This is a genomic window from Salifodinibacter halophilus, from assembly GCA_012999515.1.
Taxonomy (GTDB): Bacteria; Pseudomonadota; Gammaproteobacteria; order Nevskiales; family Salinisphaeraceae; genus Salifodinibacter; species Salifodinibacter halophilus.
In genome coordinates this window covers 2,085,018-2,101,038 of the sequence record JABEEB010000001.1, presented here as the reverse complement: position 1 = coordinate 2,101,038, position 16,021 = coordinate 2,085,018, and the positions used below count along the sequence as shown (strand labels likewise).

The 16,021-nt window shown below is 60.3% G+C and carries 15 protein-coding genes and 1 tRNA gene; 5 read left to right on the top strand and 11 right to left on the bottom strand.

The features are described from left to right. The first annotated feature begins 70 nt into the window (after positions 1–70). The 4 genes from HKX41_09790 to HKX41_09775 all read left to right on the top strand — a co-directional run bounded on the left by HKX41_09790 (position 71) and on the right by HKX41_09775 (position 5,537). Positions 71–1,579: a leucyl aminopeptidase gene (locus tag HKX41_09790; GenBank protein ID NNC24434.1), complete on the top strand. Its 1,509-nt coding sequence runs from the start codon at positions 71–73 to the stop codon at positions 1,577–1,579. After that, entirely contained in the window at positions 1,576–2,016 is a 441-nt protein-coding gene (locus tag HKX41_09785) for a DNA polymerase III subunit chi (GenBank protein NNC24433.1), read from the top strand. The genes HKX41_09790 and HKX41_09785 overlap by 4 nt, the downstream gene beginning before the upstream one ends. 71 nt (positions 2,017–2,087) lie before the next feature. Beyond that, complete coding sequence (locus tag HKX41_09780; GenBank protein NNC24432.1) at positions 2,088–5,027, top strand: valine--tRNA ligase; 2,940 nt, start codon at positions 2,088–2,090, stop codon at positions 5,025–5,027. 12 nt (positions 5,028–5,039) lie between these two features. Continuing rightward, the gene (locus HKX41_09775; GenBank protein ID NNC24431.1) at positions 5,040–5,537 is read left to right on the top strand and encodes an FxsA family protein; all 498 of its coding nucleotides are present in this window, start codon (positions 5,040–5,042) and stop codon (positions 5,535–5,537) included. Between the two features lie 106 nt (positions 5,538–5,643). On the opposite strand, the gene HKX41_09770 is transcribed toward HKX41_09775, so the two are convergent. The 7 genes from HKX41_09770 to ilvN are packed head-to-tail and all read right to left on the bottom strand — an operon-like array spanning position 5,644 to position 11,280. Continuing rightward, positions 5,644–6,915, bottom strand: a complete 1,272-nt coding sequence (locus HKX41_09770; protein ID NNC24430.1) for an MFS transporter — start codon at positions 6,913–6,915, stop codon at positions 5,644–5,646. Beyond that, a complete protein-coding gene (gene rimI / locus HKX41_09765) occupies positions 6,912–7,346 on the bottom strand; it encodes a ribosomal protein S18-alanine N-acetyltransferase (GenBank protein ID NNC24429.1) in 435 nt (144 codons plus the stop codon). The genes HKX41_09770 and rimI overlap by 4 nt, the downstream gene beginning before the upstream one ends. Positions 7,347–7,399: 53 nt before the next feature. Continuing rightward, the gene (locus tag HKX41_09760; protein ID NNC24428.1) at positions 7,400–8,194 is read right to left on the bottom strand and encodes a uracil-DNA glycosylase; all 795 of its coding nucleotides are present in this window, start codon (positions 8,192–8,194) and stop codon (positions 7,400–7,402) included. 56 nt (positions 8,195–8,250) lie between these two features. Further along, positions 8,251–9,018 carry a phosphatidylcholine/phosphatidylserine synthase gene (locus tag HKX41_09755; GenBank protein NNC24427.1) on the bottom strand — a complete coding sequence of 256 codons (768 nt, stop codon included), beginning with the start codon at positions 9,016–9,018 and terminating at the stop codon, positions 8,251–8,253. 6 nt (positions 9,019–9,024) lie between these two features. Beyond that, entirely contained in the window at positions 9,025–9,696 is a 672-nt protein-coding gene (locus HKX41_09750; GenBank protein ID NNC24426.1) for a hypothetical protein, read from the bottom strand. 31 nt (positions 9,697–9,727) lie between these two features. Continuing rightward, the gene (ilvC, locus tag HKX41_09745) at positions 9,728–10,744 is read right to left on the bottom strand and encodes a ketol-acid reductoisomerase (GenBank protein NNC24425.1); all 1,017 of its coding nucleotides are present in this window, start codon (positions 10,742–10,744) and stop codon (positions 9,728–9,730) included. A 32-nt stretch (positions 10,745–10,776) separates the two neighbouring features. Next, positions 10,777–11,280, bottom strand: a complete 504-nt coding sequence (gene ilvN / locus HKX41_09740) for an acetolactate synthase small subunit (GenBank protein ID NNC24424.1) — start codon at positions 11,278–11,280, stop codon at positions 10,777–10,779. Between the two features lie 218 nt (positions 11,281–11,498). On the opposite strand from ilvN, the gene ilvB reads away from it, so the two are divergent. Beyond that, positions 11,499–13,295, top strand: coding sequence for a biosynthetic-type acetolactate synthase large subunit (gene ilvB, locus HKX41_09735; protein ID NNC24423.1), 1,797 nt, complete (start codon positions 11,499–11,501; stop codon positions 13,293–13,295). Positions 13,296–13,423: 128 nt separating this feature from the next. On the opposite strand, the gene HKX41_09730 is transcribed toward ilvB, so the two are convergent. The 4 genes from HKX41_09730 to HKX41_09715 form a co-directional block, all read right to left on the bottom strand. Continuing rightward, positions 13,424–13,499 (bottom strand) — tRNA-Met (locus tag HKX41_09730). A gap of 45 nt (positions 13,500–13,544) precedes the next feature. Next, positions 13,545–14,636: a redox-regulated ATPase YchF gene (gene ychF, locus HKX41_09725; GenBank protein ID NNC24422.1), complete on the bottom strand. Its 1,092-nt coding sequence runs from the start codon at positions 14,634–14,636 to the stop codon at positions 13,545–13,547. 2 nt (positions 14,637–14,638) lie between these two features. Next, positions 14,639–15,217 carry an aminoacyl-tRNA hydrolase gene (gene pth / locus HKX41_09720; protein ID NNC24421.1) on the bottom strand — a complete coding sequence of 193 codons (579 nt, stop codon included), beginning with the start codon at positions 15,215–15,217 and terminating at the stop codon, positions 14,639–14,641. A gap of 39 nt (positions 15,218–15,256) precedes the next feature. Then, positions 15,257–15,949 carry a 50S ribosomal protein L25/general stress protein Ctc gene (locus HKX41_09715; protein ID NNC24420.1) on the bottom strand — a complete coding sequence of 231 codons (693 nt, stop codon included), beginning with the start codon at positions 15,947–15,949 and terminating at the stop codon, positions 15,257–15,259. Positions 15,950–16,021: the final 72 nt, after the last annotated feature.

Below are 16,021 nucleotides of genomic sequence, written 5' to 3'. Positions count from 1 at the left end.
GGGGCATCTGCAGTACGCGCGCTGGAGCAGTCAATTAGAACGTCTTGCACGAACTGGCAACGGAGACGAAATGGAATATCTGGTCAAAAGTGGCAGCCCGGAAAAACAGCGCGTGGGCTGCGTCGTCGTCGGTGTATTCGATCGCCGCAAACTCACACAACAAGCTCGCGCACTCGATTTCGCAGCCGATGGACTCCTCAGTTCGATCCTTCGCCGTGGCGACCTCGACGGCAAGCTCGGCGACACCGCCGTGCTCCACAACGTCGAAGAACTCCTGTGCGATCGCGTGCTACTGGTTGGCTGCGGCAAAGAGCGGGAATTCAACGACCGTGCTTATGAAAAAGCCTGCGCCGCCGCAATCAAACAACTGAGCGCACTGGGTGGCGTCGATGCGGCGTTTTACCTGACCGAGCAGAACGTGCGTGGTCGCGATGATTTTGCATGGCAAGTTAAAAGTGCGCTGCTGACCGTCGAAGAGAACCTGTATCGCTTTGACACCTGTCGTGGCCAAGGATTCGAATCACCGCGTCAAAAATTGACCCGGCTAGTGTTCCAGGTACCCCGCCGGTCGGATCTGCGCGCCGCCGAGCGCGGTGTCAATGAAGGTCGGGCCACCGCCGCGGGCCTCAAACGCGCCAAGGATCTGGGCAATCTGCCAGCCAACATCTGCACACCGAGCTATCTGGCCGACAATGCCAAGGAGCTAGCCGGCGCTCACGACAAGCTCAAAACCAGCGTGTTGGGCGAAGACGAAATGGCCGAGCTCGGCATGGGCGCCCTGCTCGGCGTGTCGCGTGGCTCGCGCCAGCCGGCGCGCCTGATCGTCATGGAGTACAACGGCGGTGCTAAAAAGGACAAACCGATCGTACTGGTCGGTAAAGGCGTAACGTTCGACTCCGGTGGCATCAGCATCAAACCCAGTGCGGCCATGGACGAGATGAAATACGACATGGGCGGCGCTGCGAGCGTGTTCGGTGCAGTCGAAGCGGCGGCCGAAATGAACCTGCCCCAGAACGTGGTCGGCGTCGTGCCCGCGGTGGAAAATCTGCCCGATGGCGATGCTTATCGACCCGGCGATATTCTGACCAGCATGTCGGGCCAGACGATCGAAATCCTAAACACCGACGCCGAAGGCCGGCTGGCGTTGGCCGATGCGCTGACCTATGTCGAACGCCACTACGACCCGGACGCGGTCATCGACATGGCCACGCTTACCGGTGCCGCCTTGGTCGCGCTCGGCTCGCAGGCAGCCGCGCTCTACGGCAATAATAGCCCGCTGCGGCGCGCGCTGCGTGACGCCGGCGACACGGTCGGCGACCGCGCCTGGCCGATGCCGGTCTGGGATGAATACCAGGAGCAGTTGGATTCCAACTTCGCCGATATGGCCAACGTTGGCGGCCACCTCGCCGGCTCGGTCACAGCCGCTTGCTTTTTGAACCGATTCGCACGCAAGTTGCGCTGGGCGCATCTGGACATCGCCGGTGTGGCGTGGAAATCGGGTAGCGAGAAGGGCGCGACGGGCCGTCCGGTCGGCCTGCTGACCCAGTACCTCATCGACCGCACCCACGACGACGCGTGACCGAGATATCGTTCTACATACTCGCCGAAAGCGCCGCGACGACGGCTGAACGATTCTGTTGCCGACTGGCCGAGGACAACCGGGCCAGTCGGCGACACGTCTACGTGCACGCGGTCGACGACGCGCAAGCCCGGCGTCTCGACGAACTGATGTGGACGTTCCGCCAGAACAGTTTCGTGCCGCATCTCGCAGCCGCGAACCGCGCTAGCGACGATCGCCGCACGCCAATCCTGATTGGCGCAGAAGAACCACCGACCGATTTCAACGATGTGTTGATCAACCTGGGCGGTGATGTGTCGCCATTTTTCTCGCGTTTTACCTCTCAAAGCGAGATCGTGGCCGATGAGCGCCGCAATGAAGCGCGCGCGGCGTATCGTTTCTACCGCGACCGCGGCTACCAACTGCAAACCCACCATGTGTCGGCCGACAACGGCTGACGCGAAAACTCCGAGGAACAGCGTTGCCTGACCCCCAGACCGATTCCCCGGCCACTACCCGGCAGGACTCGATGGCCAAAACGTTCGATCCGCACACCATCGAGGCGCGCTGGTATCCGCGCTGGGAAGCCGATGGACGCTTTTCGCCGTCGACGAGTGCGACCGGCGCACCGTACTCGATCATGCTGCCGCCCCCGAACGTGACCGGCAGTCTGCATATGGGCCACGCGTTCCAACATACGTTGATGGACGCGCTGACCCGCTACCACCGTATGTGTGGTCAACCAACGCTCTGGCAACCGGGCACCGATCACGCCGGTATTGCCACTCAGATGCTGGTCGAACGCCAGGTCGAAGCCGAAGGCCAATCCCCCGCCGAACTTGGTCGCGAAGCGCTCGTGAACCGCATCTGGGATTGGAAACAAAACTCGGGCGGGCATATCACACGCCAGATGCGCCGGCTCGGCGCCTCGGTCGATTGGTCGCGCGAGCGCTTTACCATGGACAACGGCCTGTCCGAAGCCGTGGTCGAAGTCTTCGTCGACCTGCACCGACGCGGCTTGATCTATCGCGGCCAGCGACTCGTCAACTGGGACCCGGTCCTAAAAACCGCCATCTCTGATCTCGAGGTCGAAAACGTCGAGACCGACGGCACGATGTGGCACTTCAAGTATCCCTTGGAGGCGGGTGCGACCTACGACTACATCGAAACTGATGATGACGGTAACGAGACCTTCCGCGAGTCTCGCGACTATATCTCGATCGCCACGACCCGGCCCGAGACGATGCTCGGCGACGGCGCGATCGCCGTACATCCCGACGACACACGCTACGCGCCAATTGTGGGCCAATATTGCGAGATCCCGGTCGGCCCGGAATCTCAGCGCCGACTGATTCCGATCATTACCGATGAATACCCGGACCCCGATTTTGGCTCGGGCGCAGTCAAGATCACCGGCGCACACGACTTCAACGACTACGAGGTCGCCAGCCGCAACGCCATCCCGATGTACCGGCTGATGACCGACGACGCCAGCCTGCGCACCGACGGCGAACCTTACAGCGCGGCCGCGCGCACGGCCGGCGCCATCCGTGACCAAGCCGGAACACCGGATCCTGACGCTGTCGACGCCATCAATCTCGTACCCGACGAATATCGCGGCCTCGACCGCTACGAAGCCCGCCGCCGAATTGTCGAGGCCATCGACGCCGAAGGCCTGATGATCGCGGCCGAACAAAGCACGATGATGCAGCCCTACGGCGATCGTTCGAACGAGGTCATCGAACCCCTTCTGACCAATCAATGGTTTGTTGACGCTCAAACGCTGGCTAAGCCGGCGATCGACGCCGTCGAAGACGGTCGCATTCACTTTGTACCCGATAACTGGGCGCGCACCTATTTCGAGTGGATGAACAATATCCAGGACTGGTGTATTTCGCGCCAGATCTGGTGGGGTCACCGCATCCCGGCATGGTACGACGACAGTGGCAATGTCTACGTTGGCCGATCCGAAGCCAATGTTCGAGCCGATTACGGCCTCACCGACGACGTCCACCTGGAACGTGATACCGACGTGCTGGATACCTGGTTCTCGTCGGCGCTGTGGCCATTTTCCACACTCGGATGGCCGGAACAGACCGAAGCTTTGAACCAGTTCTATCCAACCAGCGTGCTGGTGACCGGTTTCGACATCATCTTCTTCTGGGTCGCCCGCATGATCATGATGGGCCTGGAATTCATGGACGACGTCCCGTTTCGCGAGATCTATGTCCACGGCCTGGTGCGCGACTCCGACGGCAATAAGATGTCGAAATCCAAGGGCAACGTGCTCGATCCAATCGATCTGATCGACGGCATCGACCTGGCGTCGCTCGTCGAAAAACGCACCGCCGGCATGATGCAGCCGCAAAAAGCCGATGCCATCGCGAAACAAACGCGAACCGCTTATCCGGATGGCATCCCGGCCAACGGCAGCGACGCGCTTCGCTTCACATTCGCCGCCCTGGCCTCGCCCGGACGCGATATCCGCTTCGATCTGGACCGCGTGGCCGGCTACCGCAATTTCTGCAACAAACTCTGGAACGCCGCGCGTTTTGTACTACTGCAAGTCGGCGACGAGTTCGACGCTACCGCGCACACCCAAACCGACCCCGATCTAGCCGCGCGTTGGATCGTGTCGCAGCTGCAAACCACCGAAGCCGAAGTGTGCCGCCAGTTCGACGCCTACCGTTTCGATCTGGCCAGCGCCGCAATCCACGAATTTGTCTGGCACCACTTCTGCGATTGGTACTTAGAACTTGCCAAGCCCAGTCTCGCCGCAACAGACTCGGCTCAAGCCGATGCCACGCGAGCCACGCTTGCTCGGGTTCTCGAAACCCTGCTGCGGCTGGCGCATCCTCTGATTCCGTTTATCACCGAAGACATTTGGCAACGCATCGCGCCCATCGCGCGCGGCCGCTCGCTCGCTGCCGACGGTGAAACCATCTCCGAGCAACCCTTCCCGACATCGGATCAGACCCGCGTGGACCATACCGCGGAAACCGACATGGCATGGCTACAGTCAGTGATTACTGGCCTGCGCCAAATCCGCGCCAGCATGGACCTCGCGCCGCGGTCCACAATCCCGGTCTATGTGGTCAACGCCGACACAACCGACCGTGCGCGCATCGACCAATCGCGTGCGGCTATCGACTTTCTAGCTGGCGTCGCATCGGTCGAGTACGTTGAAGCCGCCGACGTACCGGCCTCGGCTAGCGCGCAAGTTGGCCACCTTCAGTTACGTGTGCCGCTGGCGGGCTTGATCGACAAGGAAGTCGAACTTGAGCGTCTCGACGGCCAGATCGCCAAGCGCCGCGGCGAGCTCGATAACGTCACCGCGCGCCTTGCCAACACTGACTTCGTCAACAAAGCACCGGAAACGGTTGTCAACAAAAACCGGGAACAAAAGTGTACGCTAGAGACTGAACTAGACGAGTTGGCCGAACAACGCCAACGCATTGCTGAAATCTAACGTTTCAATCCCATGGCCGCTAGACTCTTAATCGCATTCATCGTCGTTCCCATCGCCGAACTCTGGCTGCTGATCGAAGTCGGCCGCCAAATCGGCGCACTGGCCACTGTCGTGATCGTCGTCATTACCGCGATCGTCGGCAGTCAACTCGCCCGTCGACAGGGTATCGACGTCCTGGCGCGCATCCGCAAGACGCAGGCGCGCGGCGAGATGCCGGCCCTACCGATGTTGAACGGTGCTGCACTGCTGCTGGCCGGGTTCATGCTACTCACCCCCGGTTTAATCACCGACGCCGTCGGCTTCGCACTACTGATCCCGCGGCTGCGTGAGCGTATCGCACGGTATCTGGTCTCACGCATTATCGTCTCGACACCGTTCGGTCGCCAAAGCCCGTTCGGCGATAGCGATACCGACAACGACGACGACAGCGTAATTGAGGGCGAATACGAACGCCGCAAGGACCAACCGCGCCGCAACCTGCGAAACGGCCACGACCACCACCGCTCCTGATTGGCCAACCGCCTATATCCGGCGCCGGAATGCCGGCATTATGCGGACCACTTAGTCCAGCGTAATCAGCTAAGACCGTGATGGCGAATGAATGCCGTTTGGCCCGCTAACCGGAGCGTTTTACGGTCTCTGTTGCCCTATGCGCTTGCTTCGGGTCCCGGCTAGTGGCCAGAAAAATAGCGCCGGCAACCAGCAAGATGCTCACCGAGACGATTGAAAACCGCACATTTCCGGTCAACATCGTCGTCACGCCGACCAGCACTGGGCCGATGATCGCGGAAAACTTGCCAAGCATATTGTAGACGCCGAAATAGCGCCCACTTTGGGCGGCCGGAATGATGGCTGCAAAGTAGGCGCGCGACAGCGCTTGCACACCACCTTGGACCAATCCGATGCAAACAGCCATGACATAGAACTGCCAGGCAGCGACCAGGAAATAACTCCAAATACTCATGGCCGCGTACACACCGAGCCCGATGAATATTGAGGCCCTGAGCCGCCAATGCATGGCTAACCAGCCGAAAAAGAGTGAGGCCGGGAAACCGACGAATTGCGCCAGTAATATGGCCATGACCAAATCCTGCCGGGCAAGACCTAGATTGAGACCGAAATCAACCGCCATGCGCACAATGGTGTGGATCGCATCGATATAGAGCCAGTAAGCGGCAAGGAAACGCCAGATTACGGGCTGGGTCACAATCGCGCGGGTTGTATCCGACAAATCGAGCACACTCTGGCGTGCGGCTCGACGCAGGTCGAAAGGCGACGCCGGCCGGCACTCACGCACCCCGAGCCAGAGCGGTAACGAAAATACCAACCACCAAAGTGCGACCGAGACAAATGACCACCGAATAGCCGCGCTCGGCCCACTCAACCCAAACCACTGCGGCGCGCTGACAAGTACGACATCGAAGGTCAGTAACAGGCCACCGCCGAGATAACCAAGCGCATAACCGCGCGCCGAGACGCGCGCATAGTCGGCCGATTCACTGACGTCGGTGAGCAAGCTGTCATAACAGACCATGGCCGCGAAAAATCCGGCAAGTGCGACGATGAAGCAGGTTAGTGCCAGTGGCCACTGACCAGCGCCGACCCAGAAAAGGGCAGCGGTCGCGATTACCGATACGGTGGTTGCCGTAATCAAACCTGCCTGCTTACGGCCCGCGTAATCGACTACTCCACCGAGAACCGGCGCGGCGATGAAAACGATCAGACTGGCGGCCGCATTACCGAGCCCGAGCCAGAACGTAGCCTCGGACGACGCCAGATCGGCCGCGGCCACGGTCTTGAAAAAGACCGGGAAAAACGCCGCGATAACGACTGTCGCGAACGCTGAATTAGCCCAGTCGTAAAACGCCCAGCGCCAGGCCCGCGTCATGCGTCGACAAGCGAAAGGCAGAGCAGCAACGCATCCTCGCGCCCCTCCGACGCGGGATAGTAACGTGGTCGCCGGCCGAGGAACGTAAAGCCACGCCGTTTATACAGGCGCCGTGCCGCCCGATTGGACGGGCGAACTTCGAGCATCAATGATTCCACTCGAGCCGCTGTTGCCGCTTCGATCATGATATCCAGCAGTTGATCGGCCAGACCGCGGCCGCGTTCGGACTCGGCGACGCAAATATTGAGAATATGCGCCTCCTGCAGCACGATCGACAAGAAACTGTACCCCAGCACCCGGCCCGCATCATCCGTGACGACCCAAGCGTGATACCCCACGCGCAGGCAATCGTGAAAGATGCGGGCACTCCAGGGGAAAAGATAGACCGCACGCTCGAGTTGCAGCACAGCGTCGACGTCACCCCGGCGCATGGGGCGAACGTGGGTCGCGGTGTCAGATCGTGCACACACTCGGAAGTGCCCGTCTATAGAGCCGCCGTTTCGATGCAATCGGCGATGGCACACAGGTCGATCCACGCTTTCGCTTTCTGCTGCGGACTACGCAGCAGAAAAGCCGGGTGATAGGTGACGATCACGTCCAGGTCACGGCCAGGATAACGATGGCGCTGGCCACGGAGTCTTCCCAGACTTACCGTGCTGGCCAACAGCGTCTGTGCCGCCACACGCCCGGTGGCCACCACCAGTTTCGGCGCCATTAGCTCAATCTGGCGCTCGAGTATCGGCCAATCGGCGGCAACTTCCGCGGCTGTTGGATCCCGGTTATCGGGTGGCCGAAATTTGCAGATGTTAGTAATGAAGACGTTAGACGTGCGCGAGCAGTCAATTTCGGCGAGCATCTGGTCGAGAAGCCGCCCCGAACGGCCCACGAACGGCTCACCCTGGCGGTCCTCCTCGGCACCGGGGGCCTCGCCGACGATCAGCACATCGGCCGTGCGAGCGCCCACTCCAAACACTGGCTGACTGGCACCGCGATGGTCGCAGCGCTCCAGATAGGCCTCCAGCTCATCCCAATCGAGGCCAGCACAGTCGCCGGCCGCGGCGTCCGGGACATACTCATCGCATTTCGACGATGACGACGTTGCAGCCGGCATATCAGCCACTTTGGCCTCGGCCTCAGCATCCACATCGTGGGCCGCCGCGCACGCTTCGCGCGCCGCGTCGTAGTCCCGATTCGGCGGCCCAAGCGGCCCACCCGCGCGACGCTGCCAAGGCGTCAGCCCCAGCGCATCGAACACAGCTTGTCGATGCCCATCCGTCATGGTTAAAGATTAGCTCAAACGAAGCTGTTTGGCATTAGCCAAGGTCAACACACGCGCTAGTTTCGCCGTATGTGCCGACGCCGAAGGATCGCCTCGACAGGTCCCGAGAGGGCGAAACCAAAAAACGCGGCGAACAGAACAAACGGCGGGAACAAGACGATCAGAACGAACACACCCACCATGGCAAGCACGTAATGAAACGGCACACGGCGGCGGGTGCTTAGCTTTTTGAAACTGCGATAGCGCACATTCGAGACCATGAGGGCGCCGGTAGCCACCGTGAGGCCAAACACCGGCACGACGACTTGGTCACCGCTGACCCCCATGCGCGTCATCACCCAGACAAAGCCGACCAGTACGCCGGCCGCTGCCGGACTCGGCAAGCCAACGAAATGATTCTTTTCCGTCGGCGCACCGCGAGCAATATTGAAACGCGCCAAGCGGAGCGCGGCCGATGCAATATAGAAAAACGCCGCCAACCAGCCCAACTTGCCGGCCACATCACTGGTTTGTGCCAAGGCATCCAAACTGAACATGAATGCCACAAGCGAACTCGCCATGCCGAAAGCCACTAAATCGGCCAGGCTATCGAACTGAATACCGAAATCAGTTTCGGCGCGCGTCCAACGCGCGACACGCCCATCGAGCATGTCGGTAAGCATGGCTACGAAAATAGCGATCGAGGCAACCGTGAAATAGTCCTGCGTTGCGGCGATAATGGCGTAGAAACCGGCAAACAGGGTGCCGGTGGTAAACAGATTCGGCAGCAGATAAATACCGCGCCGACGTCGTTGCGTGGGCGCATCCGGATCGTGGTCGTGCACGCCCGCTCAGCCCGCGGCGCCCGCAACGGCCGCCGGCGTCGCCGCCGGCCGCGCACGGCGTTGCTTGTGCACCAGTTTGGCGAGCACGCTGGCACCGGCACGAACGCGCATCCCCGGTTCGACATCGGCACGGGTGCCGAGTGGCAAGTAGAGATCAACCCGCCGTGACAAACGCCGCGTGCCACAACAGCGGCCCTGACCGACGCGCTCGCCGTAGTCACCACGGCACGGGTGGCAGCCAAACAGGCTGCCGCGCACCACGGCCATGATCAGCTCGTCGCCTTCGTCGGTCCGTATCCAGGACGCCACCGCGCCTTCGCGCGCCACAACTTCGCCGGCCAATTCCAGCACCGTGCCTTCGACCGGGGAACGCATGAGATACGTTGACCACCAGCTCACACGGATCGAGATCCGTATCGCTGCGCGATTCAAAAACGGATCTTCGGCACGCCCCGTCTCGATGACACGACCATCCACCGGCGCAACCACAGCCAGTGGCTCGGCCGGAACATGACGCGGCGTATCATGACAATAGGCGGCGACACCGGCGATTAATATCGCCAATGGCAACACCCACCAGATCGACAAAAACGACTGGATCAGCACCAGCAACGCCAGGAGCGCTGCCAACACAATCCAGCCTTCCGGCACAATCCGGAACAGCGTTTTACGTTGCATGGCCACGACGCGCGACCGAGCCAGCGCCGCGCTAGTTCCGCGACTGATCCACGACCCGGTCGGCCGCGATCCACGGCATCATGCCGCGTAGTTTCTCGCCAACCTGCTCGATCTGGCTGTCGGCCGCGCGCCGACGACCCGCCTTGAGCATTGGGCTACCGGATTGGTGCTCAGCAATAAATTCACGCGCGAACGAGCCGCTCTGGATCTCTTCGAGGATGTTACGCATTTCGGCACGCGTATCCTCGTTGACCAAGCGTTTGCCGCGCGTGATGTCACCGTATTCGGCGGTGTTCGAGATCGAGTAACGCATGTTAGCGATACCGCCTTCGTAGATCAGGTCCACGATCAGTTTGACTTCGTGCAGGCACTCGAAATACGCCATTTCGGGTTCATAACCGGCTTCCACCAGCGTCTCGTAGCCGGCCTGGATCAGTGACATCATACCGCCACAGAGCACCGACTGTTCACCAAACAGGTCGGTTTCGGTCTCGGCCTGGAAACTGGTCTCAATTACCCCGGCCCGGCCTGCGCCGATGGCCACCGCGTAGGCCAGCGACAGGTCCTTGGCCTGCCCGGCGGCATCCTGATACACCGCGATCAGGCTCGGCACGCCACGCCCGGATTCGTACGTCGAGCGCACCAAATGTCCCGGCCCCTTGGGCGCGATCATCACGATGTTGACATCCGGACGCGGCTCAATCAGCTGATAGTGGATATTGAAACCGTGCGCGAAACCAACGGTGGCGCCATTCGGGAGATTGGGTTCAATCTGATTCTGGTAGACATCAACCTGATGCTCGTCGGGCGTCAGCAGCATGACGAGATCGGCAGCGGCCACGGCGTCCTCGATGGGCGCTACCTGCAAACCGGCGCGTTCCGCCTTGGCGGCCGAGCCAGAACCCGTGCGCAGACCAACTACAACGTCGACACCGGATTCCTTCAAGTTATTGGCATGGGCATGGCCTTGTGAGCCGTAGCCAATGATCGCGACCTTCTTGCGTTTGATCAGTTCGAGGTCGGCGTCCTTATCGTAGAAAACGGTCATCGCCATGGTCTGATTCTCCAGTTGATTGGGCGTTATTCGACAATCGTCTTGTCAATCGAACGGTCGTTGGTCTTGTGCAACAGCTCGGCACCGCGCGCCAGAGTAACGGCGCCACTGCGGACGTGTTCTTCGAGCATCCGCGCGTCGCCTAGTTGTTCAATCAATGCAGTCAACTCGTCACCGGTGCCTAGAAAACGAAGCATCCGTCGATCATCGGTTGTGTCGACGCTATGTACATCGACCTCGCCTAGCACCGTGTTCAGATTCTCCTGATCGATATCCGAACGGATCTTGACCAACGCAACTTCAAGTTCCGTATGGTCAACGGCGGTCATGTTCTGTACGTCGATTACGTCAACGAGTTTTTGCGTTTGCCGAACAATCTGATCAACCACAGCCTCACTGCCGCGGGTTACCAACGTCAGTCGCGACATTGCATCGTTGTCGGTCGGCGCGACATTCAGATTCTCGATGTTGAACCCACGTTGGGCGAACATACCGGCCACGCGCACGAGCGCGCCCGACTCGTTAGCCATCAGTATCGACAATATATGGCGCATGGGCGGGCTGGCCTCAGGCAACATCAAGATAAGCCGACAAAATTACGCTTCAATCGCCTTTTATTCAACCTTGGCGTCACTGACGCCGCCGGCCAAAGGCCTTATCCGGTGCCTCGCACCCCGAACAAGCCAAGTCGCGAATCCGTGCATGCGATATAATGAAAAGCCCGTTTGTCAACCGGAATCAACACACGATGTCCGAAACCGTCGAACCCATCGTCGAACAACCTCACCCGGTCGCCGGCCGCACCCTCGCGGGCGCAGATATTATTGTACAGGTGCTGGCTGACGAAGGTGTAAAGACGGTATTCGGCTACTCCGGCGGCGCGATTCTGCCGACCTACGACGCCATTTTCCGCTATAACGAATCGCACGACGACTCCATGCCGCTCGTGGTGCCCGCCAACGAGCAAGGCGCTGGTTTCATGGCAGCCGGCTACGCGCGCGCTAGCGGCGAAGTCGGCACAGCGATTGTTACCTCCGGCCCCGGGGCGACCAACGCCGTGACACCGGTGCGCGACTGCATGGCTGACTCAGTCGCGATGGTATTGATTACCGGCCAGGTCGCGCGTGCAGCCATTGGCACCGATGCCTTCCAGGAGGCGCCAGTCACCAACCTGATGAGCCCGGTCTCCAAGCACGTTTTCATGGTCACCGACCCGGATCAACTCGAAGCCACGGTGCGCACTGCTTTCGAGATCGCGCGCTCGGGCCGACCGGGCCCGGTGGTCATCGATGTCCCCAAGGATGTGCAGACCCAGCAAAACATCTTCCGCGGCAGCGGCGTGCTGCCTGTGCCCGGCTACCGTCAGCGCATGCAAGCGCTTAGGGATAACCAGCTCGACGACAATAAGTGCCAGACATTCTTCGATCTGTTCGCCACCAGCCAGCGGCCACTGATTTACGCCGGCGGCGGCGTGGTTAACGCCGATGCGAGCCAGGCGCTTCGCGACTTCGCGCACACGTTCGGGATCCCAGTCGTTACCACGCTCATGGGCATCGGAACGATGGACACGACCGATGACTTAAGCTTACACATGCTCGGGATGCATGGCACGGCCTACGCCAACTATGCGGTCGAAGACTGCGACCTGCTGATCGCCATCGGCGCCCGTTTCGATGACCGCGTGGCCGGTGTGCCATCGGAATTCGCGCCGTCGGCACAGGCGGTGGCGCATCTAGATGCCGACGCCTCGGAGATCAACAAGGTCAAGTCAGTGGATTGGCACCACGTCGGCCTATTCTCGGACTCATTGAAACGTTTGACCGACTACGGGCAGAGACAGCGTATCAACGCCGCGCCCGCCGCCTGGCACGACCATATAGCCAACCTGCGCAGCACCTACGCGATGGACTACGCCCGCGACCGCGAGTACATCCAGCCGCAGGCGGTCATCGAAGCGATCAACCGTCGGACCGGCGGCGAAGCCGTCATCGCAACCGGCGTCGGTCAGCATCAGATGTGGTCGGCGCAGTACTTCGATTTCCGCGAGCCACGTCTGTGGCTGACGTCGGGGTCGATGGGCACTATGGGCTTCGGGCTACCGGCAGCTATCGGTGCAGCGTTTGCACAGCCTCGTCGTCAGGTCATCGACATCGACGGCGACGCCTCGATCCGTATGACCAGCGGCGAATTGGAAACGGCCACGACTTATAACTGCCCCGTCAAGATCCTGGTACTCAACAACAACGGCGATGGCATGGTTAAGCAGTGGCAAAAGCTGTTTTTCCAGGGCCGGCTATCGGCATCGGATAAGTCACTGCACAAAAAAGACTTCGTCAAAGCGGCGGAAGCCGATGGCTTCAACTTTGCACGCCGGATAAACGACCCCTTGGAGCTGGAGGCGACCATCGAGGCGTTCCTCGACTTCGACGGTCCGGCGTTTCTGGAAGTTCAAGTCGACCCGGATGCCGGCGTCTACCCGATGGTCGGCCCCGGCAAGACGTACCGGGAGATGATCACCGGCGACCATATCCCGAGTCGCACTTAGCACGCATAAAAAAGGCCGGGCAAATGCCCGGCCTTTTTCGTATTGCAGCCAATGCTGCGGGTTGTGAAGTGAATTTGTACTACGCATTTACTACGTAGCGAATCCACATGCTTCATAACCCTGAAAAGTGGTGGCTATGGCTGGAATCGAACCAGCGACACCAGCATTATGAATGCTGTGCTCTAACCCCTGAGCTACATAGCCGTAAAGCGCAATATGATCTGGCGCAAGCCTCGCGCTGTCAAGACTTCAGACGTTAAACCGAAAATGGACAACATCGCCATCGGCGACCACATAGGTCTTGCCTTCGAGGCGTTGACGCCCCGCTTCTCGGGCGCCCTTGTCTCCACCGAGCCGGACATAGTCTTCTAACTCGGTAACTTCGGCACGGATAAAGCCACGCTCGAAATCCGAGTGGATGACGCCTGCTGCCTGTGGCGCAGTAGCGCCGACCGGAACCGGCCAGGCACGGACTTCCTCCGGCCCCGCTGTGAAAAACGTCTGTAGACCGAGCAGACGGTAGGTCGACCGAATGACTCGATTCAGCCCCGGCTCCTGTTGACCGAGATCGGCCAGAAACGCTTGCTGGTCGTCGGCGTCGAGTTGCGCCAGTTCGCCCTCAAGCGCAGCGCAAACCGCGACCACCGGCGCACCCTGCTCATCGGCATGGGCCTGGAGCCGATCCAGCGCTGGATTATTCACGAAGCCGCCCTCGTCGACGTTGGCAACAAACAAGGCCGGCTTGGCGGTAATCAAGTGCAGTTCAGCCAGCGCGGCGCGTTCATCATCGTCCAGCGTTAGCGAACGGATCGGCGCGCCGCTATCCAAATGCTCGTAGGCGCGGGTAAACACATCCAGTTGTCGTTTGGCGTCCTTGTCGCCGGAGCGCGCGGCTTTTTCCACCCGCTTAAGACCACGTTCTACGGTCGCCAAATCCGCCAGCGCCAATTCGGTATCAATGGTCTGAACGTCGCCAACAGGATCGACACGACCGGAAACGTGCATGACGTCGTCGTCCTCAAAACAGCGCACGACATGGATAATGGCGTCGGTTTCACGGATATTAGCTAGAAACTGATTGCCCAGCCCTTCACCATCCGCCGCGCCGGCGACCAGGCCGGCAATATCCACGAACTCGACGGTGGTCGGCACGATTGCCGCCGGGTTGGCGATTTCGGCAAGCTGACCAAGCCGCTCGTCCGGCACGCTGACCACACCAACGTTCGGGTCGATAGTGCAAAACGGATAGTTCTCCGCCGGAATAGCAGCGGCGGTCAATGCATTGAAAAGCGTTGATTTGCCTACGTTCGGCAGACCCACGATGCCGGCTTGTAACGCCATATTTAGTTCGCAGAATTCAGTTTTTGTGCCGCGCGATCCCAACCGTCAGCCAGCAACACGTTGACTGCATCGACCGACCGTTCGATCGATTCATCAATGGCCGCACGCTCGGATTTGCCCGGCTTGCTCAACACATGACCGACCACGGCATCCATATGACCGGGATGGCCGATCCCGATACGCAGACGCTTGAAATCCACACCCAGAACGCGAGTCACATCACGCAGCCCGTTATGCCCACCATGGCCACCGCCCGCTTTGAATCGAGCGGTGCCCGGCGGTAGATCCAACTCATCGTGGACAACCAATATCTGGGCAGCCGACAGCTTATGGAAACGCGCGAGTGCAGCGGCGCTCTCACCCACGTGGTTCATATAAGTCCAAGGCTTGGCCAACCATGCAGTCGCATCCTGGACCCCCAGGCGCGCCAGCTCCGCCTTGAAGCGCTTCTCGCGCGAAAAATCGACGCGCTCTTGGCTGGCCAGCTCATCGGCAAACCAGAAGCCCACATTGTGACGGTCGGCTGCATGCCCGGCACCCGGATTACCCAGCGCTAGAACAGCACGAATCCCTTCGGCCATCGTCGAGACGAGTTTTGTGACCGACGATCCGCGGCGTTTCTATTCCTTGTCGCTGTCTTGCTCGCTGTCGCCTTGCTGCTCGGCGTCCGCCGATTCGCCTTCCGCTTCTTCCTCGGTTTGCGTCTCGACTTCAGCGCGCGGCAGGCTAACCGTGACCACACTTTGATCCCGAGAACTCTCTTCGTCCTCGTCGGTTTCGCCCATCAGCGCAACAAGCGTGACATTGGCGGGCATGGTCAACTCGCTCAAATGCACCGTGTCGTTGACGTTCAAGTTGTGGCAATCAACTTCGATGTATTCCGGCAAATGCCGTGGCAAGCACTCGATTTCAACTTCATTGAGGTTATGCTCAACGATGCCGTTTTCCTCGACTACGCCCGGACATTCTTCGGCACCCGCGAAATGCAACGGCACGCCCATGCGCAACGGCTGATTCGCCACGACGCGCTGGAAGTCCGCGTGCTCGACGAACGGCCGCGCCGGGTGGCGCTGTAGATCGCGCAGGATCGCGTCCTCGCTTTTACCGCCTTCAATCTTGATGCGGATGACGTGCGAGAAAAACGCTTCGTTTTCGAGATGATGGCAAAGATCATCTTGCTCGAGCGCGATCTTGGACGGCTCGCCATTGCCGCCGTAGATGATCGCCGGCACCCAGCCGCTACGCCGCAGGCGCCGATTCGGACCGCGCCCGGTTTCTGTTCGAGGTTTTGCCTCCAGTTCGAATTCGTCCATGACCTGACCCTAGTCCAAGCGAGCAGCGCGTATCGCGCAGCTTCGTGCGCTGTTGTAAAACGCGTTAGTGTA